This is a genomic window from Kitasatospora sp. NPDC096204, from assembly GCF_044763205.1.
In the GTDB taxonomy this organism is placed as follows: Bacteria; Actinomycetota; Actinomycetes; order Streptomycetales; family Streptomycetaceae; genus Kitasatospora.
Window position 1 is genome coordinate 55,784 of sequence record NZ_JBIWFT010000038.1, and the last position, 22,439, is coordinate 78,222.

The following is a 22,439-nucleotide window of genomic DNA, read 5'->3' on the forward strand; positions in this document are numbered from 1 at the left end:
GGAAACCGATGGACAGGCATCCTGCAGCCGACAGACTGGTCCGATGACTTCGACCGACGACAAGAACGATCTCCGGATCTATATCCAGGATGCCCGCGACGCCCTGCTCTGGAAGCTCGAAGGCCTCTCCGAGTACGACCTGCGCCGCCCGCTCACCCCCACCGGGACCAACCTGCTGGGCCTGGTCAAGCACGTCACCGGCGCCGAGGCGCTGTACTTCGGCGACACCTTCGGCCGTCCCTTCCCCGAACCGGCCCCCGTGTGGATCACCGGACAGACCGAGCCCAACGGCGACATGTGGGCGCGGGCGGACGAGAGCACCGAGGAGATCGTCGGGCGCTACCGGCGGGTCTGGGCCCACTCCGACGCCACCATCGAGGCCCTGCCGCTGGACGCCGTCGGCAAGGTGCCGTTCGGTGCCCGCCACGAGCAGACCCTTCACCGGGTGCTCGTCCACATGATCGCCGAGACCCACCGTCACGTCGGCCACGCCGACCTGGTCCGCGAACTCGTGGACGGCGCCACCGGCCAGCGCTCCGACGGCGCCAACACCGCCCCTGGCGACGCCGACTGGTGGCGGGCCCACCACGACCGCGTGGAGCAGGCGGCCCGGGAGGCCGGCGGCCTCGGCTGAGGAGGAAGGGGGCGGGGTTCGCGGGGGTGAGGCGGGGGTTGGGGAGGGTGAGGCGGGGTTCGGCGGGGGTGAGGCGGGGAGGGCCCGAGCCGGCGGAAAGGGCCCGGCGCCGCAGCAACCGGTCGGCTCCCACCGGTTGCCCCGCTCGGCGGGTGCCCCGGTGCTGTCGGGGCGGGCCGCTAGGGTCTGGGGGTCACGGGGTAGGCCGGGAGAGGTGGGGCACGTGGGGTGTCAGCGGGTGGTGGAGCTTCCGGCTGGAGTGGTGCACGCGGGGAGTCGGGAGTTCCTGGCGCGGGAGGGGCTGCCGGAGGCCGGGGCGTTCCTGGACTTCGAGGTGCTCGGGCACGGGGAGCCGGCGACGGTCTCCGCGGAGGCGGAGCGGCTGTTCGTCCTCGGGGAGACGGCGTACTGCACGCCGTTCGCCGCCGGCGGCAGCCTGGTGCTGCTGGACGGGGTGACCGGCGAGGTCTTCCTGGACAACGGCGGCCCGCGGCGGGACCTGCTGGCCTCCGGCGTCGCCGCGCTGGCGGGCCTGGTGCGCGAGGTGGACGCAGTGGCCGAGGCGGCCCGGCGCCCGGAGGCACTGGACGGGCGGCGCGGCCCGGCCGTGATGGCCGAGGTGCTGGCGCAGGCCGAGCGGCGCATGCGGGAGATCGATCCCGGGCTGTTCGGCGACGGCTCCGCCCCGCCCCCGCACTGGGGCACCGCGCTGCTGGTACGGGCGCTGGGCTGGGGTGCGCTGCCGGGCGGCCCGGGCGGGCCCGCGTACGAGGTGGCCCCGGAGCTGGTGGCGGAACTGGCGGCGCTGACGGACCAGGACGGCGGCCCCGGCCGGGTGCACCTCTTCCGGCCCGAGGACCTGCCCGCCGCCCTGGTGCACGGGCCGACCCGACGGCTGCTGACCGAGGTCGGCCTGCCGCTGGGCGGGGCGATGTTCGGGGTGTGCGAGGAGCCGCTGGTCACCATGGGCGAGGCCTATCCCGAGTACTTCGACGGCGAGGAGGAGCGCCCGTACCAGCGGGAGTTCCTCGCCCTGGGGGACTGGCCGACCGATCTGACGATCGCCCTGGACGGCGCCACCGGCCGGCTGGAGCTGCCGGACTGGTACGACGACGGCCACCCCGAGGCCTACCTGAACCGTGACCTCTCCGCCCTGCTCTACTCCCTCTGGACGTACGAGCGGCTGCGCGCCGAGTGGGACCGCTGGGAGTACGGCCGGGCCCGGGAGACCTGGGCGGTGTTCGACCCGCAGGCGCTGCTGAGCGCGGTGGTGGACGGGCTGGTGGAGGCCGTCGACCCCGAGGCGTTCGCCTCGCCCGGCTGCTCGTGGCGACTGCTCGCCGAGGACGGCCACATGGGCGGTCTGCTCGGCTGAGCGCGTCGGTCGGCGCGGCCTTCCGTCGGCGTAGCCCTGGGTCGGTTCCGGGTCGGTTCCGGGTCGGTTCCGGACGGAGGGCGGCGCGTCGGACCGGGCGTAGTCTGGGCCGATTCGATCACTCGAGAAGGCGTCGGAAGGACGTGTGGGGGATGCGCAGCGTTACGGGGGACCTCTACCGGGCGTTCGCGGAGCGGGAGGCGCGCGGCAACTCGCCGGTCTACCAGGAGCTGGCCGAACGCGTCGCCGGGGACGGACAGTTGTGTGCGCTGCTCGACGGGCTTCCGGCCGCGAAGCGGCAGCCGAACCTGCTGTTCGGCGCGGTGCGGCACCTGGGTGGGCCGGTGACGGACGGCTGGCCGGCCTTCCACCGCTGGGTGGCGGAGCACTGGGCCGAGGTCTCGGCGACGATGCTGGAGCGGCGGACGCAGACCAACGAGGCGGGCCGTTGCGCCACCCTGCTGCCGCTGCTGGCCACACTGCCGCAACCGCTCGCCCTGATCGAGGTGGGCGCCTCGGCGGGGCTCTGCCTGTACCCGGACCGGTATCGGTACCGGTACCGCTTCCCGGCCGGGGAGGGGGAGGGAGTCGGGCTTGGCTCCGGCGCCACGGCCACCGAGTTCGGCGCCGAGCTCGGCACTGACTTCGGCACCGAGTTCGGCGCGGCGGCGAGCCCGGTGACGCTGGACTGCTCGGTGACCGGGCCGGTGCCGTTCCCCGGCTCCCTGCGGGAGCGGCTGCCCGAGGTGGTCTGGCGGGCCGGGATCGACCTCAATCCGCTGGACGTGCGGGCCGAGGAGGACATGCGCTGGCTGGAGTCGCTGGTCTGGCCCGAGCAGACCCACCGGTTGGACCGGCTGCGCGGTGCCGTCCGGGTCGCCCGGGCCGAACCGCCACTGCTGGTGCGCGGCGATCTCAACGCGACGGTACGGGAGTTGGTGGCACAGGCCCCGGCGGGGGCGACTCCGGTGGTGTTCCACAGCGCGGTGCTCGCGTACCTGCCGCCGGAGGGGCGGGAGGAGTTCGCGGCGACGATGCGCGGGCTTTCCGGACACTGGATCTCCAATGAGGCGGTATCGGTACTGCCGACCGTCGCCCGACGCCTCCCCCGCCCGGCCCCGGCCGGCTCCGGCCTGTTCGTGCTCGCCCTGGACGAACGGCCGGTCGCCTTCACCGGGCCGCACGGACAGTCCCTGGACTGGTTCGGCGGGGCGTAGGCGGCGCGCGGGCGGCGCGCGGGCGGCGGCGCGCCCTCGGGCTTGAAGCTGCCGCAGCGGCAGCTTCTACCGTCGTGACCAGGGCCGGAGAACCGGCCCCGGTCCACGCGAACGTGGGACGTGGAGACGAGGGAGGCGGACCATGGCCTGGCCCATCGCCGAAGTGGCCCGGATGTCCGGAGTGACTGCCCGAACACTGCGGCACTACGACGAGATCGGGCTGCTGCCTCCGGCCTGGATCGGCTCCAACGGCCACCGCTACTACGAGGAGCGGCAGCTGCTCCAGCTGCAACAGGTCCTGGTACTGCGGGCGCTGGGCGTGGGGCTGACCGAGATCGCCCGGATCCTGGGCGATCAGGTGGACGAGCTGGAGGCCCTGCGGGGCCACCGTCGGCGGCTGGTCGCCGAACGCGACCGGCTCGACGCCCTGGCCGCCACCGTCTCCCGCACGATCGCCGACCTGGAACGCGCCCGGAAGGACGGCACGCCCATGACCATCAACCGCCCCGAGAACCTCTTCGAGGGCATCCAGCCCGACGACGTCGACGCGAGCCTGCGGGACTTCCCCGAGCACGCCGAGGCGGCCCGGCGCGCGACGGCCGCGATGACCCAGGCCGAGATCGAGGCCGGACAGCGCGAGCGGACCGCCCGCATGATCCACCTGGCGGAGCTGATGGCGGCCGGCCACCCGGCCGACGCCGAGCCCGTGCAGAGCACGATCGACGAGGAGTACCGGCTGCTGCGCACCATCCGGTCCGTCCCGACCGAGGAGTACCTGGCGATCGCCCGTTCCTGCACCGAGAACGAGCAGTGGAGCGCCGCGTACGAGGCCATCGCCCCGGGCCTGGCCGCGTACCAGCGTGCCGCCATGGAGACGTACGCGGCGGCTCGGCTGTCCTGAGGCCGGGCCTGGTCGGGCGGCCGGGCCTGGTCGGGCGGCCGGGCCGACGCGACCCTTGGTCGCGCTGGGCTGGCTGCCCGTCCGGCTCGGGTGGGATCGGCTCTGTCCGATCCCACTTGACCCGGCCCGGCCTAACTCGGCCCGGCCTAACTCGGCCCGGCCTGGCTCGGTCCGGTCCGGCTCTGCCTGGGAGCCTTACGGGGGGCTCCCTCGGGCTCCCCGGCAGAGGCCGGGCGCAGGGCGTATCCTCTCCTCGCTCTCCCCCGCCGTCACTCCGTCCGCAGCGCCGTGACCGTCCTGGTGCGGGCCGCCCAGGTGGCCGGGAGGACGGCTCCGAGCAGGGCCAGCACCAGGCCGCCGAGTATCAGCGGCCCCGCCACCGACGGGTCGAACACGGCGAGGTCGGCGTCCGGCACACCGATTCCGGCGGCTCGGGCCATCGCGGGCATCACCTGGTGGTGCACCAGGATGCCGAGCGGGACCCCGATCAGCCCGGCCGCCAGCCCGCTGGCGCAGACCGAGGTGAGCACCATGCCGACGGTCTGCCGGGGTGACATCCCGAGTGCCTTGAGCACCCCGAGGTCGTGCACCCGTTCCCTGGTGTCCAGCAGCACGGTGTTCAGCACTCCGAGCCCCGCCACCACGGAGAGCAGCAGTGTGAGCGTGCCCGCGAGGGTGTTCATCGCCAGCACCACGATGTTGAGGTGCTCCCCGCCGGGGTCGGCGCTCAGCCCCAGGGGTCTCATCACCTGGTCCAGCGCATCGGCATAGGCCTGTGCGTCGGTGCCCGGGGTGAGGTCGATGTGGAAGGTGAGCGCCTCGGCGTGGATCGCGCCGCCGAGCGGCGCCAGTGTGGACCGGTCCGTGAACACCACGTCGTTGGTGGCCAGGACCTCACCGGTGATCTTCGCCGGGGTGCTGCGCCCGTGGTCGGTGAGGGTGACGGTGTCCCCGACCTTCGCCTGGTTGGCCCGCAGGTAGGCGGCGGCCACCACGACCTCGCCGGGGCCGTGGAGCCAACGGCCGGAGATCAGTTGGAAGCCGCTCCAGGAGGCGTCGCCACCGAGCGCTACCACCTCGGAGCGACCGGTGTTGCCGGCCAGGGCGACCGGGGTCGGGACGTTGCTGTACCAGGCCCGGGTGCCCGGGCGGGAGTCGATGGCCTTGGCCACGGCCGCCTCGTCCACATAGTCGGTCAACGGCGCGGAGCCCTCGATCGGGGCCTGGACCACCACCTTGCCGGCGCGGCCGGCCATCAGGCCGTCCTGGAGGGAGCTCAGCGAGAGTGTCAGGCCCACGCAGAGGGTGACCCCGACCGTGCCGAGCACCACGGCGGCACCCGTGGTCGCCGAACGGCCCGGCCGGTTGAGCGGGGAGGCCAGTCCGAGGCTGAGGGCCCGTGGCACCGGAAGTCGGCCGATCAGGTCCTGCACCCGGGACAGCGGGCCGGCCGCACCGGCCCCCTCGGCGGCGCCGCGGGCGGCCGCCCGCTTGGCGCCCGGCGCCGTCCGGCCGACCGCGAGCGCCTCCACCGTCCGCAGCCGACCGGCCCGCAGCGCCGGCACCAGCGCGGTGCCCGCCACGGCCCCCAGGGCCACCGCCGCGACCACGACGTCCACCCAGACCGGGATGCCGAGCAGTCCGCCACGCAGGGCCTTGTGGGCCAGCCCGAGGACCGGGACGGACAGCAGGTTGCCGAGGAGCACCCCGAGCGCCGTGCCGACCCCGGCGGGGATCAGCGCCTGGCCGACGTAGGCGCGCACCACCTGGGCCGGGGTGAAGCCCAGGGACTTGAGGATGCCGATCCGCCGGGTGGCGGCGCTGACGGCGCCGCTGACCACGACGCCGATGATCAGCACCGACATGGCCAGCCCGAGCGCCCCGAAGGCCGTGACGAACGGGACGAAGGTCGAGGCCGTCCGGTTCGCCTCCTCCTGGACGGGCCGGTAGGAGGTGGCCTTGGCGAGCGCCCCGCCCGGGACGGCGCCGGCGAGCGCGGCGCGGTCGGCCTCCACCTCGGCGTCGCTGCCGGCGTGGGCGAAGCGGTAGAGGTACTGGGCGGCGGGCGTGGTGCCGGGCGCCGTCAGCCCGGGCACCTGCTCGGGGGCGACCCAGCCGTCCGCGCTCCAGGAGACCGAGGCCGCCAGGCCGACGACCTTCAGCGTCGGGTGCCCCGGAAGGCCTGGGAACTCCATGGTGTCGCCGACCGCCAGTGGGGAGTGCCCGTCCAGGAACACCACCTCCCCTGGGCCTGCGACCCACCGGCCCTCGGTGATCCGCAGATCGTCCAGCGGGCCCTTCTCGCCGCGGCCGACCAGCGTCGTCGGCGGCAGGGGGCTCCCGGCCGGCGGGATCCTGGTGCCGGGGCCGGAGCGCGGCTGGACGGTGACCGCCTGGTAGGGGCCGGCCGAGGCCGTCACGCCCGGCGCGCGGGCCGCCGCGGCGAGCTGGGCGGGGCTCGCCTCGGCCTGGTCGTACAGCACGTTGAGGTGGGCGCCGTGCTGGTCGGCGAAGGAGCGCTGGTACGGGCCCCGGGCGGCGACCAGCAGCCCGAGCGCGAGGACGCACGCCGTCACGGACATCATCGTGGTGAGCACCATGACCAGGGTCTGCACCCGCCGCCGGCCGACCCCGGCGCGCACCACCTTGCCGAGCGCGCTCATCGGCCACCGCCCGGTACCGGCAGGGCGGCCGTGTCCCTGACCAGCCGGCCGTCGAGCAGTTCGATCGTCCGGTCGGCGCAGGCCTCGGCGAGGGCGGTGTCATGGGTGACCAGCAGGATCGTCTGGCCGTCCGCGTTGAGACCGCGCAGCAGGTCGCGGACGTCGGCGGCCGAGGCCGAGTCCAGCGCCCCGGTGGGCTCGTCGGCCAGCAGCAGCGGCGGGCGGTTCATCAGCGCCCGGGCCACCGCGACCCGTTGGCGCTCGCCGCCGGAGAGCCGGCCGGGGAAGGCCTTGGCGTGCCGGGCCACCCCCAGCCGCTCCAGCAGCTCCCCGGCCCGGGCCCGGGCCTGCTCCCGGCGCATCCCGGCCAGCTGGGCCGGGAGCATCACGTTGTCCACCGCGTTCAGGTCGTCCAGCAGGTTGAAGAACTGGAACACCATGCCGATCCGCGCCCGCCGGTACTCGGCCAGCGCGGCCTCGCCGAGCCGGTGCAGGGCCACGCCGTCCACCTCCACCTCGCCCTCGCTCGGGCGGTCGAGGCCGGCGATCAGGTTCAGCAGGGTGGACTTGCCGCTGCCCGATCGGCCGAGCACGGCCAGCGCCTCGCCGGCCCCGACCTCCAGGTCGAGCCCGGCCAGGGCGGGGCGGGCGGCATCGGATCGGTCGTACGTCTTGCTGACGCCGCGGATCCGGATGATCGGCGCGTTCACGGGCCCTCCACGGTTCGAGATCCGGCACCGGGAATCCCGGGCCGGCTGACGGAACATCACGCTACGAATCGGCGGCGGGATGCCGACAGCCGTCTGGACGGCCTCCTCGGGGTGTATCCAGATACACCCCGAACTGGGTGTTCAGGCCTAGAGCGCCGGAGGCTCCGGCCGGGCAGACTGACCCGGCGAAAGATCGGAACCGGGGCCCACGGGGGGCTCCGGAGCGGTGGCTTCGAGGCCTCCGGACGGCGGTCTCGGAAGGAAAAGGGGGCGCGTCATGAACGCGGGAGTGCTGAACGGGGCGGCCCTGCGGGTCGGCCGGGCCTGCACGGACGGGGTGCGTGCCTGGTACGCGGTGACGCTGGCCGTGACGGGCCTCCTCGCGCTGCTGGCGGGGCCGGTCCTGCTGGCCACCGCGCTGTTCGGTCCGGACGAGCCCCGGGACTTCCACCCGGGCGGGCCGCTGGTCCTGGCGGTGCCGATGGCACCGGTCGCCCTCTGGGCGCTGTGCTGGGCCACCGGGGGCGGCGGCCGGGCGCTCGGTGCCGCGCTGTTCGCCCCGGGGGCGATAGCGCTGATGGCGGCGCACCTCTACGGCGGTGCCGCCCCCGGCGGCCGGGCCGGCTCACTCTGGATGGCGCCCTCGCTGGTGGTGCTCGGGCTGTTCGGCGCCCGCTGGATCGCGACGGAGAGCAGGCGGACGGTCGGGAAGTGGAGCGGGCGGCCGATCCCGGTGCCGTACCGCGGTCCGGCCGGCGCCGGGCCCTGGCAGCGGCTGCGGGCCGGCGGCTGGCTCGCCGACCCGGCGACGTGGCGGGACTTCGCCTGGACGCTGCTCACCGGCGTCACCGTGCTACTCACCGCCGTGATCGTCCTGCTGGCGCCGGCCGCCCTGGAGGTCTTCGGCCGGGACGGCCGGTTCTTCGCCCTGGGTGTCGTCTACTCGATGGGCCTGACCTTCTCCCCGCTGGCCGCCCTGTGGGCCGCCCCACCGGTCCTGCGGATCCACGAGAAGGCCGCCCGGGCGCTGCTCGGGCCGTCCCGGCAGGTCGAGCTCGCCCGCCAGGTCAGCCATCTCGCACGGACCAGGGCGGACACCATCGACGCCGGGGCGGCCGAGCTGCGCCGGATCGAGCGGGACCTGCACGACGGGGCGCAGGCCCGGCTGGTGGCGCTGGGCATGCTGCTGACGGTGGCCGAGCAGTTGAAGCACGACCCGGACGCCCTCGGGCCGCTGCTGGCCGAGGCCCGGCTGTCCTCGGTGAAGGCGCTGGGCGAGCTGCGGGACCTGGTCCGCGGCATCCATCCCCCGGTGCTCGCCGACCGCGGCCTGGCCGACGCGGTACAGGCGACGGCGCTGGACCTGCCGCTGCCGGTCAGCTTCACCGGCGGCCTGCCCGGCCGGGCGCCGGCCCCGGTGGAGTCGGCCGCCTACTTCGCGGTGACGGAGCTGCTGGCCAACGTGGTCAAGCACGCCGGGGCCTCGCACGTGTGGATCGAGATAGGGCACAGTGACGGGCTGCTGCGGATATCGGTCACCGACGACGGGCGCGGCGGCGCCGAGCCGTCCCGGGGAACCGGCCTCAGCGGAACCGAACGCCGTCTGGCGGCCTTCGACGGGGTGCTCGCGATCAGCAGCCCGTCCGGCGGACCGACCATCGTGAACCTGGAGATCCCGTGCGCGTTGTCATCGCCGAAGACCTCTTCCTCCTCCGGGACGGCCTGACCCGGCTGCTGGAGGCCAACGGCATGAAGGTCACCGCGGCGGTGGAGGACGGCGAGCAACTGCTCGCCGCGGTGGCCGCGGACCGGCCCGACATCGCCGTGGTGGACGTCCGGCTGCCACCGAGCTTCACGGATGAGGGGCTGCGGGCCGCGCTGGCGGCCCGCCGGGCCCACCCTGGCCTGCCCGTCCTGGTGCTGTCGCAGTTCGTGGAGCAGCTGTACGCCCGCGAGTTGCTGGCGGGCAGCACCGGCGGGATCGGCTACCTGCTCAAGGACAGGGTGATGGACGGCACCCAGTTCATCGACGCCGTACGACGGGTCGCCCAGGGCGGCACCGCGATGGATCCGGAGGTGATCACCAGGCTGCTCACCCACAACTCCTCGGCCGGCCCGGTCTCCACCCTCTCTCCGCGTGAGCGGCAGGTGCTGGGGCTGATGGCGGAGGGGCGGTCCAACGCGGCGATCGCCCAACAGCTGGTGATCACCGAGCGAGCCGTCGCCAAGCACACCGCGTCGATCTTCGTCCGGCTCGACCTCCAGCCCTCCGACGACGACAACCGCCGGGTCCTGGCCGTCCTGGCCTACCTCAACAACTCCTGAAGGGAGCCGCCAAGGGATCGTCCGTCCGAAGGGGTCTGCCATCCGAGGGATCGCCCATCCGAACGGAGCCCCAGTCGGCCGCACTCCGGCACCGTCGCCCCACCACCCCACAGCTTGATAGATCACCGACAAGTGGCGAGTGGCCCTCCGCCGCAGGGGGCTCGCCCGCCGCAGAACGGGTCAATTACGCTGGTGAGGTGCTCATCCTTGTTCGCCGCCGCCATGTGGACCTGCTCCGCGTGACGACCATGTCCTGTCGACGCTCCGGCTGAACCTCGCGCCACCCCCCTCACCGGCGGCCCCTGCCCGGCCGCCACCACCTCCCGGCTCCCGGAGCACCCGCCGCACCAGGCACTGCTCCGGCCGTCCCCGGTCGACCACCAGGACCAGCCGGGACGAGACCCAGCGGATGTCACACATGACGCAGCAGTACACGCCCATATCCGAGACCGGTACCGGCTCCACTCCGGCGGACGCCCCTGCGGACGCCCCGGCGAACTCCCCTGCGGACGCCCTCCCGGTGATCGACCTCTCGCTCGCCGACGGCAGCCCGGACGACCGCCGCCGCCTGCACGACGAACTCCGCACCGCGGCCACCGGCGTCGGCTTCTTCCAGCTCGTCGGCCACGGCGTCACCCCGGAGGAGACGACCGCGCTCACCCGGGCCATGCGCGCCTTCTTCGCGCTCCCCGAGGCCGACCGGCTCGCCGTGAGCAACCTCAACTCCCCCCACTACCGGGGCTACACCCGCACCGGCGACGAGCGCACCGGCGGCAGCCAGGACTGGCGCGACCAGCTGGACATCGGCGCCGAGCTGCCCCCGCACGTCCCCAGCGGCGGCGAGCCCCCGTACTGGTGGCTGGAGGGGCCCAACCAGTGGCCCGAGGCGCTCCCCGAGCTGCGCACCGCCGCACTCGGCTGGATCGACCACCTCGGAGGGGTCGCCCGCCGTCTGCTGCACGAACTCCTCACCGCGATCGGCGCCCGCCCGGACTTCTACGACGAGGCCTTCGCGGGCCACCCCCACCTGCGTCTCAAGCTGGTCCGCTACCCCGGCACCGCCCCGGACGGCGCCGGCCAGGGCGTCGGCTCCCACAAGGACTACGGCTTCATCACCCTGCTGCTGCAGGACACCGTCGGCGGCCTCCAGGTCGAGCGCGCGGACGGCACCTTCCTCGACGTCCCGCCCCTCGACGGCGCCTTCGTCGTCAACCTCGGCGAGTTGCTGGAGGTGGCCACGGACGGTTACCTCAAGGCCACCAGCCACCGCGTGGTGAGCCCGCCCGGCGCCCGCGAGCGCTTCTCCGTGCCGTTCTTCTACAACCCCCGCCTCGACGCCCACGTCGAGCCGCTGGACTTCCCGCTCGCCCACCACGCCCCCGGCGCCACCGAGGACCCGGACAACCCGCTCTTCGCCGACTTCGGCCTCAACGAGTGGAAGGGCTACACCCGGGCCCACCCCGAGGTCACCCGCCGCCACCACGCCGCCCTCGCCTGACCCCGCCCGACGCCTCTGCCCGAGGCCCCCGCCCGACGCCCTCCGCCCTCCGTCCTCCGTCCTCCGTCCTCCGCCGGAAGCCGGCCCTGGCGGAGGGCAGGGGTGTCGGCGTATCCGCACCCGTACGCCTCACCCCCGCCCCCCACGCCCACGCCCACCGTGCACCACTCACCACCCACCGCCCGCCGCCCTCCCCCATCGGTGGACCGGCCGGGGTGGCACTGTCACACTGCTGCTGTCACAGCAGGAGTGTGCCAGCGCGGGAGGCGGCAGATGGGGGAGCACGGCGGGGCGGGGGCCGGGCCCGGGCTGCGGCTGACGGTGGACGAGCTGGCGGCCCGGGCCGGGGTGACGGTGCGGACGGTACGGTTCTACGGGACGAAGGGCCTGCTGCCGCCACCGGAGTTGGGGCCGCGCCGGGTGGGGCTGTACGGGGCGGCGCACCTGGACCGGCTGGAGCTGATCGAGGAGTTGCAGCGGCAGGGGCTGACGCTGGCCGCGATCGAGCGGTACCTGGCGCGGCTTCCGGAGGACAGCACGCCGCTGGACCTGGCGATCCACCGCGCGCTGGTGGCGTCCTGGACGCCGGAGACCCCGGAGGAGGCCACCAGGGCGCAGCTGGAGCGGCGGGCCGGGCGGGGGCTGACGGAGGAGCAGGTCGAACGGCTCGCCGCGATGGGGGCGCTGGAGCGGACGGCGGATCCGGAGGTGTTCCGGGTGGATCCAGGGCTGCTGCCGCTGGGCGTGCGGATCCTGGACGTGCCCATCCCGTTGGAGACGCTGCTGGCCGCCCGGGCGGTGGTGTTGGAGCACAGTCGGGCGACGGCACGGGAGTTGCACCGGCTGTTCCGCGAGACGGTGTGGAAGCCGTACCGGGAGAGCGAGCCCGCGCCGGAGGAGCTGGACCGGATGCGGGCGCTGACGGACCACATCCAGCCGATGGTGGCGCAGGCCCTGGTCACGGCCTTCCAGCGGTCCCTGCGGGAGGAACTGGACGAGGAGTTGAGCCAGGAGCCGGGCCCGGAGCGGTAGCGGAAGCCCGCTGGGACCGCGGACCGCAGACCCCCGGACCACAAACCGGTGACCACGGGCCACAGACCTGGCCGCAGACCGCAGGCGCCGCGCGTCGCACGGCGCCTGCGGCCTCACCGGCCCCGGCAGGGAACCGGCCCCGGCAGGGAACCGGCCCCGCCCGGGAGCGCGGCTCAGTCCGTGAAGGTCCGGCCCTCGGCCGCGACCCGCTCGAGCAGTGCCGGCGGCGCGAACCGCTCGCCGTACGCGGCAGCGAGTTCGCGGGCGCGGGCCGCGAAGCCGGCCGGTCCGCCCTGGTACCCGTTGATGTACTGGAACACGCCGCCCGTCCAGGCCGGGAAGCCGATGCCGAGGATCGAGCCGACGTTGGCGTCGGCGACGGAGGTCAGCACGCCCTCCTCCAGGCAGCGCACCGAGTCCAGCGCCTCGCTGAACAGCATCCGCTCCTTGAGGTCCTCGAAGGGGACCTCAACGGCAGAACCGACCCCAGAACCGCCGGAAGAACCGCCGGAAGAACCGCCGAAGTGCTCCAGCAGCCCCGGCCAGAGCCGCCCGCGCTTGCCGTCCTCGCCGTACTCGTAGAAGCCCGCGCCGCCGCTGCGTCCCGGGCGGCCGAACTCGTCGACCATCCGGTCGACCACGGCGTCCGCCGGGTGCGGCGTCCAGGTGCCGCCGGCGGCCTCCACCGAGCGCCGGTGCTCGTCGCGGATCTTGCGCGGCAGGGTGAGGGTGAGCTCGTCCATCAGGGAGAGCACCTTGGCGGGGTAGCCGGCCTGCGCGGCGGCCTGCTCGATGCTGGCCGGGTGGACGCCCTCGCCGACCATGGCGACGCCCTCGTTGAGGAACTGGCCGATCACCCGCGAGGTGAAGAAGCCGCGGGAGTCGTTGACCACGATCGGGGTCTTGTCGATCTGCCGGACCAGGTCGAAGGCGCGGGCCAGCGCCTCGTCGCCGGTCTGCGGCCCGCGGATGATCTCGACCAGCCGCATCTTGTCGACCGGCGAGAAGAAGTGCAGGCCGATGAAGTCGCCCTGGCGCTCGACGCCTTCGGCGAGCAGGCCGATCGGCAGGGTGGAGGTGTTGGAGCAGAGCAGCGCGTCGGGGCCGACGACGCCCTCGATCTCCTGGAACACCTTGTGCTTGAGCTCGGTGTTCTCGAAGACCGCCTCGATGACCGCGTCGCAGCCGGCCAGGTCGGCGGCCTCGGCGGTGGGGGTGATCCGGGCCAGCAGCTCGTCGCGCTTGGCCTCGGTGGAGCGCCCGCGGGCGACGGCCTTGTTCAACAGCCCCTCGGAGTAGGCCTTTCCGCGCTCGGCGGCCTCCAGGCTCACGTCCTTGAGCACGACCTCGATGCCGGCCTTGGCGCAGGCGTAGGCGATGCCCGCGCCCATCATCCCGGCGCCGAGTACCGCGACCTTGCGGACCAGCCGCTTCTCGACGCCCTTCGGCCGCCCGGCGCCGGAGTTGACCGCCTGCATGTCGAAGAACAGCGCCTGGATCATGTTCGCGCTGGTCTGCCCGCAGGCCAGCTCGGTGAAGTAGCGGGCCTCGATGGCCATCGCGGTGTCGACGTCCACCTGGGCGCTCTCCACGGCGGCGGCGAGGACGTTGCGCGGGGCCGGGTAGGGCGCGCCGTTGAGCTGCTTGCGCAGGTTGGCGGGGAAGGCGGGCAGGTTGGCGGCGAAGGCCGGGGTGGCCGGGGTGCCGCCGGGGATCTTGTAGCCCTTGACGTCCCAGGGCTGGACGGCGTTCGGGTTGGCCTCGATCCAGGCCTTCGCGCGGGCGGCCAACTCCTCGGGGGTGTCGACCAGTTCGTGCACCAGTCCGTGCGACAGCGCCTGCGCCGGGCGGTACTGGCGGCCCTGGACGAGGAACTTCAGCAGGGCGTCGGTGATGCCGAACAGCCGGACCGTACGGACCACGCCGCCGCCGCCCGGCAGCAGGCCGAGGGTGACCTCGGGCAGGCCGATCCGGCTGGCGGGGGTGTCGAGCGCGATCCGGTGGTGGCAGGCGAGGGCGATCTCCAGGCCGCCGCCGAGCGCGCTGCCGTTGACGGCGGCGACGACCGGCTTGCCGAGGGTCTCCAGCTTGCGCAGCGAACGCTTGATCCGCATGGACTTCTCGAAGACGGCCTCGGCGTCCTCGGGGCGGGCGGCGGAGAGCATCCGCAGGTCTCCCCCGGCGAAGAAGGTCTTCTTGCCGGAGGTGATCACCACGCCGCGCAGCGCGTCCGGTGAGGCCTCCTGGGAGGCCAGGTCCGCCAGCCGCTCGACGACGGCCTCGAAGTCGGCGACGAAGGCCTCGTTCATGGTGTTGACGGACTGGGTGGGGTCGTCGAGGACGAGGGTGACCACGCCGTCCTGGTCCTGCTCCCAGCGGATGGTGGTGGTGTCGCTCATGGGTTCACGGTCTCCAGATCTGCGGGGAGGGAGTCAGATGCGCTCGACGATGGTGGCGATGCCCATGCCGCCGCCCACGCAGAGGGTGATCAGGCCGTAGCGCAAGTCGCGCCGCTCCAGTTCGTCGATCACGGTGCCGAGCAGCATCGCCCCGGTGGCGCCGAGCGGGTGGCCGAGCGCGATCGCGCCGCCGTTGACGTTCACCTGGTCGTGGCGGAAGCCGAGTTCGCGGATGAAGCGGAGCGCGACGGCGGCGAAGGCCTCGTTGATCTCGACCAGGTCGATGTCGGCGGCGGTGAGACCGGCCTTGGCGAGGGCCTTGTGGGTGGCCGGGGCGGGGCCGGTGAGCATGATGGTCGGCTCGGAGCCGGAGACGGCGGCGGAGACGATCCGGGCGCGCGGGCGCAGCCCGTACCGCTCGCCGACCTCGCGGTTGCCGATCGCCACCAGCGCGGCTCCGTCCACGATGCCGGAGGAGTTGCCCGCGTGGTGGACGTGGTCGATCGCCTCGACCCAGTGGTACTTCTGGAGAGCGACGGCGTCGAAGCCACCGGCCTCGCCGATGGCGGCGAACGACGGCTTGAGGCCGGCCAGGGTCTCGACGGTGGTGCCGGGGCGGATGAACTCGTCGCGCTCCAGCACGACCAGGCCGTTGCGGTCGCGCACCGGGACGACCGAGCGGTCGAACAGGCCGTCGGCCTGGGCCTTGGCGGCGCGGGCCTGGGACTCCGCGGCGAAGGCGTCCACGTCGGTGCGGGAGAAGCCCTCGATGGTGGCGATGAGGTCGGCGCCGATGCCCTGCGGGGCGAAGTTGGTCTCGTACGCGGTCATCGGGTCGGCGAACCAGGCGCCGCCGTCGGAGGCCATCTTCACCCGCGACATCGACTCCACGCCGCCGGCCAGGACGAGGTCCTCCCAGCCGGAACGGACCTTGGCGGCGGCCAGGTTGACGGCTTCCAGGCCGGAGGCGCAGAAGCGGTTCTCCTGGACGCCGGCGACGGTGTCGGGCAGGCCGGCCGCGATGGCGGCGATCCGGGCGATGTCGGAGCCCTGGTCGCCGACCGGGCTGACCACGCCGAGCACGATGTCGTCGATCGCGGCCGGGTCCAACCCGGGGTAGCGGTTGCGCAGTTCGTGGATCAGTCCGACGACGAGGTCGATCGGCTTGGTGCCGTGCAGCGAGCCGGAGGCCTTGCCCCGGCCGCGCGGGGTGCGGATCGCGTCGTAGACGTACGCTTCGGTGGTCACGGTGGGAACGCCTTTCAGCGGGTTCTTCGGGGAAGTGGGTCTGAGGGGTTCTTCTGGGTCTGCGGATCTTCGGGTCTGCGGGGTTCTTCTGGATCTGCGGGTGCGGGTCTGCGGGTCTGCGGGGCAACCGGCCCGGGGGCGGGAGCTCAGCCGAGGATGGAACGGCCGACGATCTCCTTCATGATCTCGGTGGTGCCGCCGTAGATGGTCTGGATGCGGCCGTCGGTGAACGCCCGGGCGACCGGGAACTCGCTCATGTAGCCGTAGCCGCCGTGTAGTTGGAGGCAGCGGTCGGCGGTGCGCTTCTGCAGCTCGGTGGCCCACCACTTGGCCATCGAGGCGTCCGCCGGGGTGAGCGCGTAGCGGTTGTGCTCGGTGATGCAGCGGTCCACGAAGGCGCGGGTGACGGCGCACTCGGTGGCCAGTTCGGCGATCTCGAAGCGGACGTGCTGGAGCTTGGCGAGCGGGCGACCGAAGGCCTCGCGCTGCTTGACGTAGTCGGTGGTGATCTCGACCAGGTACTCGGCGCCGGCGATCGCCGCGGCGGCGATGGTGAGCCGCTCCTGGGCGAGGTTCTGCATCAGGTGGACGAAGCCGCCGTTGAGCTCGCCGATCAGGTTCTCCTTCGGCACCCGGACGTCCTCGAAGAACAACTCGGCGGTGTCCTGGGCCTTCTGGCCGATCTTGTCGAGGTTGCGCCCGCGCTCGAAGCCGGGCGTGCCGCGCTCGACGGCCAGCAGGCTCAGCCCGCGCGCGCCGCCCTCGGGGGTGGTGCGGGCGACCACGATCACCAGGTCGGCGAGGATGCCGTTGGAGATGAAGGTCTTGGCGCCGTTGAGCAGGTAGTGGTCGCCCCGGTCGACCGCCTGGGTGCGGATGCCCTGGAGGTCGGAGCCGGTGCCGGGCTCGGTCATCGCGATCGCGGTGATCAGCTCGCCCGAGCAGAAGCCGGGCAGCCAGCGGCGCTTCTGCTCCTCGGTGGCGAGCGAGGTGAGGTACGGGCCGATGATGTCGTTGTGCAGGCCGATGGCCAGGCCGGAGGCACCGGCCCGGGCGAACTCCTCGGCCAGCACGGCGGCGTAGCGGAAGTCCGGGGTGCCGCCACCGCCGTACTCCTCGGGGACGGCGAGGCCGAGCAGGCCCTGGCGGCCGGCCGCGAGCCAGACGGAGCGGTCGACGATGCCGGCCTTCTCCCAGCGGTCGTAGTGCGGCAGCACCTCCTTGGCCAGGAAGGCCCGCACGGTGGCCCGGAAGTCGTCGTGCTGCTCGGTGAAGATCTCGCGCTGCAACGCTACTCTCCTTGCTCTGCCGAAGCGTTGGGGAATTGGGCACTGACATCGAGGGAGGGGACACCCCAGTCCCTGGCCACCTCGGCGGTGTCCGCACCCGGTCGGGCCGGCGGGCGGCGCAGGGCACCGGGGGTAGCGGAGAAGCGCGGGGCGGGAGCCGGCTGGGTGACGCCGCCCACCTCGACGTACGTCCCGCGCGCCGACAGGTGGGTGTCCATTGATGCCTGACGCATCGTCAATACCGGCTCCACGCATGCGTCGGAGCCCGCGAAGACGGCCTCCCACTCGGCCCTGGTCCGAGTGGCGAAGCGGGCCGCGATCAGGGCCCGAAGTTCGGGCCAGCGGGCGAGCTCGTACTGGCCGGGCGCGTCCGGTCCCAGCTCCAGCAGCCGGGCGAACTCCGCGTAGAAGCGCGGTTCCAGCGCGCCGACGGCCAGGTGGCCGCCGTCCGCCGCCCGGTAGACCGCGTAGAACGGCGCGCCGCCGTCCAGCAGGTTGACGCCCCGGCGGTCCTGCCAGTGGCCGGCCGCGAGCAGGCCCCACAGCATGCTGCCGAGGTGCGCCGCACCGTCCACGATCGCCGCGTCGACAACCTGGCCCTCGCCGGTGGCCCGGGCGTGGTGCAGTCCGGCGAGCAGGCCGACGACCAGGTAGAGCGAGCCGCCGGCGTAGTCGCCCAGCAGGTTGGCCGGGATGCCGGGGGGCTCCTCGGCCCCGCCCGGCGCCGCCACCATCCCGAGCACCCCGGCGACCGCCGCGTACCCGAGGTCGTGCCCGGCGGTCGCCGCCCTGGGGCCGTGCTGCCCCCAGCCGGTCATCCGCCCGTACACCAGCGCCGGGTTGCGCGCCAGGCACGCTTCGGGCCCGACCCCTAGCCGTTCCGCGACGCCCGGCCGGTAGCCCTCGATCAGCAGGTCCGCCCGCTCGACCAGGTCCAGCACCCGCCCGGGGCCCTCGGGGGACTTCAGGTCGATCAGCACCGAGCGCTTGTTGCGGTTGCTGAGGTCGTACGCCGGGTCCGTACCGAGCGGCGAGGGCTCCGGCCGGTCCACCCGCACCACGTCCGCCCCGAGGTCCCCCAACAGCATGGCCGCGAACGGCCCCGGCCCGATCCCGGCGAGCTCCACCACCCGCACACCCGCCAACGGCCCCCCGGCCTCCGGCGTCCTGCTCGCGTCACCCACTGGCTGCTGAACCCTTCCGACGGGTTTGACAGTAAAGCTGTAACACTCGGGATGATAGGCAAGCGACCCGCCGGTAACAAGACCTCCGCCCTCGCGCCGAGCCGCCAATTCCCCCTCGGCACAGCCCCGCTGAACGCCACCACTCCCCGCACATCCGGCACCACGGAGGGTGGGTCGGTGTACTGACAGTGGCTCCCTGTACGGTCTTCATGCCGCAGGGGAGCGGCTGCTTCACCGAATGGGGAGGATTCGCACATGGGTAGCCCGTACTTCACCACGGGACCGGTCGCACCGGCCAAGGACCCGATGCCGAGCTCAGGGCCCACGTACACCGCGAAGTCGCCGTACGCCCCTCCGACCCCGGCCGCCGGCGGCAACCCCGCGCTCATCCCACCCGCCCTGGGCACCACCCGGCTGGACACCCCGCACGAGCTCAACGCCTCGGCCGGGATAGCCCGGCAGATCGCCACCGACCTGGACAACGCCAACGGCAAGGCCGGCCCCGGCGCGCACAGCCTCACCGAGTACGCGAGCACCGCGTCGACCAGGATCCGCGGCTTCTCCTTCGGCGGCGCCCTCACCGGCACCACCGAGCGCTGGCTGCAGCAGTGCAAGACCCTGCACGACAAGCTCGGCAACGTCGCCGGAAACCTCGACAAGACCCAGCGGTTCTACGGCGCCAACGAGGCCGGAATCGCCGCCGACATGCGTTCGAACAACTGACAGGTACCGGGGGAACAGACAGATGGTGTCCTTCAAGGAACTGCACGAGGCCGACTTCTCCGGGGTGAACGAAGCCGCCGAAGCCTGGGCCGGTGTGGCCAAGGCCCTCACCGCCCTGGACGGCCGGGTCGCCAAGGACCTCACCAGCACCGCACAACGGGCCGGCTGGAAGGGCGACGCCGCCGACGCCGCGACCACGGCCATGCAGGGCATCGACGGCGACTTCAAGCAGGCCTCGGCCGTCGCCACCGCCCTCGCCGCGATCATGAAGACCGCCGCCGAGGACTTCGCCGCCGCCCGCCGCGACCTCGACACGGCACTGCACGACGCGCAGGGCGACACCACCCTCAACGTCACCGCCGACGGGGCGGTCAACTGGACCGTCCCGAAGGAGGAGAGGAACGACCCCGAGGCTGAGCGCACGATCCGGGCCAACGCCCAGGCACTCTCGGACCGGCTCGGCAAGGCCGTCGCGAAGGCCACCGCCGCCGACCAGCTGGCCACCGTGGCCCTCCAGGGCGACATAGGCGCCAGCACCACCGCTTTCAACGCCGCCCCGTACGGCGCCGGCCCGGTCGCCGACGCCAACCGGGCCAAGGACCTGATGTCCAAGGGCGGCAGCCTCTCCGACGACCAGCTCAAGCAGCTGCAGGCGCTCATGGCCGCCAACGCGGAGAGCAAGGACTTCTCCACCACCCTGCTCAACGGCCTCAACTACGGCGGCAAAACGGGTCCGGACGCCCTGCTGGAGTACAGCAAGGTCTACGACGGCCTCGCGCACGGCAACCACAACGCCAAGGGCTACCAGGACGTCTACGGCAGCCTGTCCATCGCACTGGCCACCGCCACCCGCGACGGCGGAATGGGCAAGGCCTGGGAGGACGGCCTGCTGGCCGCCGCCCGTCGCCCCGGGGCGTCTGCGGCGGGTTACAACGACAACTACCCGGCGCTGACGGCACTGCTCAACGCGAAGGGCAGCTTCGACAAGGGCTTCCTGACCAAGGTCGGCACCGACCTGGTCGACTACGAGCGCGGCAGCAAACTCAAGGGCGAAGGCCTGTGGGGCCCGGACTGGAGCAACATCTCCGGCCACCAGGGCGATCCGATGCGAGACCTCATGCAGACCATGAGCCGCCACCCCGAGGCATCGAAGGAGTTCCTCGACCCCGCGGCCAACAAGAACCTTGCCTACCTGCTGAAGGACCGCCAGTGGCCCAACCAGGGCTACGAACACAACCAGCTGGACACGCTCGCGCGGGACACCTCCCGCGGTGCGTTCGGCGATGCCCTGAAGGCCGCCACCACCGGCCGCGATCCGCACGGCAACCAGCCGCCGGTCCGCCCGCACGACGCGGCGATGGCGCGCATCATGTCCGACACGATCAGCCACTTCGGCGGCGACTCCGCCGGCCATGTGACCGAACTCCCCGTCGGACTGCGCCGGCCGTTCGGCAACATGATCGCCGACTACGCGGCCGACACGTACGAGATCATCGGCAAGGAGGTCAACGGGCACTCCGAGACCAGCGGGCTGGCCATCGACCGGGACCGCCTCATCCGGGTCATCCGAGGTGTGTCCGACGACCCGGAGGCGTTCAAGGCCATCCACTACGCCGAGAGCCAGGAGATCGCCCGGCGACTCGACGCCTACCCCGCCGAGGCGTTCAGGCCGGACAGCACCGGACACCCCGGCCCCGGCATCGAAGGCTACGTACGGGAGGCCGGCCAGGTCCTGGGGGCGCTCAGCGGCGCACAGTCGGACGTCATGACCCGTCACCACGACGACGTCGTGTTCCAGAACAACTGGCAGGCGAAGATGAACTACCACCTCATCGGCACGCCCCTGACTCCCGTACCGGTCGTGGGCGACTTCGTCCAGCGCATGGTCGACGTCGGTACCTCGGAGTGGGCGAACGGGCTCAACAGCGAGCAGGACCAGCAGACGCAGGCGGACCTGTCCAAGATGTTCAACTCCGGAGAGAACCAGCTGAAGACGATGATCGTCGAGAAGGCCGGACTGGCCGGTCTCACCCAGGCGGAGATCAACTCGACCGCCGGTGTGCCCCAGAAGCTGCTGCACGACGTGTCCGAAAGCTACGGGACAGGCGTCAACCAGACGTACCGCAACGCACTCGGAGGGCGCTGAGATGAAGAAGACACAGCACACCGCCGATCAGCCCGGCGACGGGAGCGTCGTCGGCGGGCGTCTGGACACGGCACTCAGCCGACGGGGGTTCACCACCTGGCCGCTGCGGGTGCGGGCGGCGGTCGCCGCGGTGGCGGTGACAGCGGTCGTGGCCGGGGCCGGGGTGTTTCTGGTGGACAACCTGACCAACGTCTTCGGTCCCGACAGTGTGTGCGAGGGCGCCGTGAGCGCGGATCTGCTGAACGACGTGCTCGGGCCGGGCAAGGTCAGCGATCAGGCGTTCGGCAACGGGTACCTGCGCAGCGGATCAGCCTTCTGCATGGCGAAGGTGAGTTCCGGGGTCTTCGGCAACGAGCGGTCCGTCACCGTTGAACTGCGCAGGAACGGCGATCTCTCCGTCGTCGCGAACGACGCGGAGGCCCGGCTGTTCGCCGCTTCGGCCAACGGTGGAGCGTCCGGCGCGGGCTTCGACCACCGGGCCTGGGCGCTGCTTCCCGACGCGTGCGACAGCGGGCAGCGGATCACCGTCAGGGCCGACCGCGACAACCGGCCCGGGGCCGAGAAGCTCGCCGCACTCGCCGTGTCGACGGCCGGCCGCGTCGCGTCCCAACAGGGGTGCGGTACGTCGTCCATGCCCGCGCCGCACCAACTCTCCGCTGCCGGGAAGGACCACGACCTCGACCGCAACGCCGTCTGCGGCCTGCCCGGGCTCACTGCGCCCGCCAGCCTCGGCGGCGCGGCCCTCCGGGAGACCGTGACCACCTCGACCGACCCGCTGTGGACCTGTCTCATCCACTCGGACGCGAATCCGAGGTCCCCGATCACCTTCACCATCGGCACCGAGCCCCGGCTCCTGGCCCCGGCAACCCCGAAGGACGAACCGGGGATCGGCCGGGCCCGCTGGGTGCGGCCCGGCGAGATGACGGCGACTTGCCAGGGTCGGCCGACCACCTTCCGGATGGAACTCAACGGCGCCTGGAGCTCCGGACCGGCCGGCGACTCCACCTGGCAGCAGTTCCTCACCGCCGGCGGCAAGGCGATCGGCTGCGAGCCGATCCTGTAGCGGGTGGAAATCGACGGGCGGATGTCGGGGTA

At 73.0% G+C, this 22,439-nt stretch carries 17 protein-coding genes; 11 read left to right on the forward strand and 6 right to left on the reverse strand.

Annotated features, from left to right (window positions below):
• Nucleotides 1-43 precede the first annotated feature (43 nt).
• From ACIQ87_RS32240 to ACIQ87_RS32255, 4 genes are all read left to right on the forward strand, one after another.
• Nucleotides 44-634 (forward strand): DinB family protein, encoded by a 591-nt coding sequence (locus ACIQ87_RS32240; protein WP_402413696.1) that lies wholly within the window; start codon nt 44-46, stop codon nt 632-634.
• A gap of 238 nt (nt 635-872) precedes the next feature.
• Complete coding sequence (locus ACIQ87_RS32245) at nt 873-2,009, forward strand: SUKH-4 family immunity protein (RefSeq protein WP_402413698.1); 1,137 nt, start codon at nt 873-875, stop codon at nt 2,007-2,009.
• A gap of 152 nt (nt 2,010-2,161) precedes the next feature.
• Nucleotides 2,162-3,226: a DUF2332 domain-containing protein gene (locus ACIQ87_RS32250; RefSeq protein WP_402413700.1), complete on the forward strand. Its 1,065-nt coding sequence runs from the start codon at nt 2,162-2,164 to the stop codon at nt 3,224-3,226.
• A gap of 142 nt (nt 3,227-3,368) precedes the next feature.
• Nucleotides 3,369-4,127, forward strand: a complete 759-nt coding sequence (locus tag ACIQ87_RS32255) for a MerR family transcriptional regulator (RefSeq protein WP_402413703.1) — start codon at nt 3,369-3,371, stop codon at nt 4,125-4,127.
• Between the two features lie 269 nt (nt 4,128-4,396).
• Here ACIQ87_RS32255 and ACIQ87_RS32260 read toward each other — a convergent pair whose 3' ends face one another.
• On the reverse strand, nt 4,397-6,790 hold the full coding sequence (locus ACIQ87_RS32260) for an FtsX-like permease family protein (RefSeq protein WP_402413705.1): 2,394 nt from the start codon (nt 6,788-6,790) through the stop codon (nt 4,397-4,399).
• Nucleotides 6,787-7,500 (reverse strand): ABC transporter ATP-binding protein, encoded by a 714-nt coding sequence (locus ACIQ87_RS32265; protein ID WP_402413707.1) that lies wholly within the window; start codon nt 7,498-7,500, stop codon nt 6,787-6,789. Before ACIQ87_RS32265 ends, ACIQ87_RS32260 begins: the two co-directional genes overlap by 4 nt.
• 277 nt (nt 7,501-7,777) lie before the next feature.
• Here ACIQ87_RS32265 and ACIQ87_RS32270 point away from each other — a divergent pair, with 277 nt between their 5' ends.
• The 4 genes from ACIQ87_RS32270 (at nt 7,778) to ACIQ87_RS32285 (ending at nt 12,355) form a co-directional block, all read left to right on the forward strand.
• On the forward strand, nt 7,778-9,226 hold the full coding sequence (locus tag ACIQ87_RS32270) for a histidine kinase (protein ID WP_402413709.1): 1,449 nt from the start codon (nt 7,778-7,780) through the stop codon (nt 9,224-9,226).
• Nucleotides 9,178-9,825 (forward strand): response regulator, encoded by a 648-nt coding sequence (locus ACIQ87_RS32275; RefSeq protein WP_402413712.1) that lies wholly within the window; start codon nt 9,178-9,180, stop codon nt 9,823-9,825. The genes ACIQ87_RS32270 and ACIQ87_RS32275 overlap by 49 nt, the downstream gene beginning before the upstream one ends.
• Before the next feature lie 418 nt (nt 9,826-10,243).
• Entirely contained in the window at nt 10,244-11,323 is a 1,080-nt protein-coding gene (locus ACIQ87_RS32280) for an isopenicillin N synthase family dioxygenase (protein ID WP_402413714.1), read from the forward strand.
• A 273-nt stretch (nt 11,324-11,596) separates the two neighbouring features.
• Nucleotides 11,597-12,355 carry a MerR family transcriptional regulator gene (locus tag ACIQ87_RS32285; RefSeq protein WP_402413717.1) on the forward strand — a complete coding sequence of 253 codons (759 nt, stop codon included), beginning with the start codon at nt 11,597-11,599 and terminating at the stop codon, nt 12,353-12,355.
• A 173-nt stretch (nt 12,356-12,528) separates the two neighbouring features.
• On the opposite strand, the gene ACIQ87_RS32290 is transcribed toward ACIQ87_RS32285, so the two are convergent.
• The 4 genes from ACIQ87_RS32290 to ACIQ87_RS32305 form a co-directional block, all read right to left on the reverse strand.
• Entirely contained in the window at nt 12,529-14,754 is a 2,226-nt protein-coding gene (locus tag ACIQ87_RS32290) for a 3-hydroxyacyl-CoA dehydrogenase NAD-binding domain-containing protein (protein ID WP_402413719.1), read from the reverse strand.
• A 33-nt stretch (nt 14,755-14,787) separates the two neighbouring features.
• Nucleotides 14,788-16,002 carry an acetyl-CoA C-acetyltransferase gene (locus ACIQ87_RS32295; RefSeq protein WP_224279338.1) on the reverse strand — a complete coding sequence of 405 codons (1,215 nt, stop codon included), beginning with the start codon at nt 16,000-16,002 and terminating at the stop codon, nt 14,788-14,790.
• A gap of 146 nt (nt 16,003-16,148) precedes the next feature.
• Nucleotides 16,149-17,291 (reverse strand): acyl-CoA dehydrogenase family protein, encoded by a 1,143-nt coding sequence (locus ACIQ87_RS32300; protein ID WP_402413723.1) that lies wholly within the window; start codon nt 17,289-17,291, stop codon nt 16,149-16,151.
• A 2-nt stretch (nt 17,292-17,293) separates the two neighbouring features.
• Entirely contained in the window at nt 17,294-18,475 is a 1,182-nt protein-coding gene (locus tag ACIQ87_RS32305) for a CaiB/BaiF CoA transferase family protein (RefSeq protein WP_402413725.1), read from the reverse strand.
• Between the two features lie 255 nt (nt 18,476-18,730).
• Here ACIQ87_RS32305 and ACIQ87_RS32310 point away from each other — a divergent pair, with 255 nt between their 5' ends.
• The 3 genes from ACIQ87_RS32310 to ACIQ87_RS32320 are packed head-to-tail and all read left to right on the forward strand — an operon-like array spanning nt 18,731 to nt 22,407.
• Nucleotides 18,731-19,198 carry a hypothetical protein gene (locus ACIQ87_RS32310; RefSeq protein WP_402413727.1) on the forward strand — a complete coding sequence of 156 codons (468 nt, stop codon included), beginning with the start codon at nt 18,731-18,733 and terminating at the stop codon, nt 19,196-19,198.
• Between the two features lie 22 nt (nt 19,199-19,220).
• The gene (locus ACIQ87_RS32315; protein ID WP_402413729.1) at nt 19,221-21,344 is read left to right on the forward strand and encodes a hypothetical protein; all 2,124 of its coding nucleotides are present in this window, start codon (nt 19,221-19,223) and stop codon (nt 21,342-21,344) included.
• A 1-nt stretch (nt 21,345) separates the two neighbouring features.
• Nucleotides 21,346-22,407 carry a hypothetical protein gene (locus tag ACIQ87_RS32320; RefSeq protein WP_402413732.1) on the forward strand — a complete coding sequence of 354 codons (1,062 nt, stop codon included), beginning with the start codon at nt 21,346-21,348 and terminating at the stop codon, nt 22,405-22,407.
• Nucleotides 22,408-22,439 lie beyond the last annotated feature (32 nt).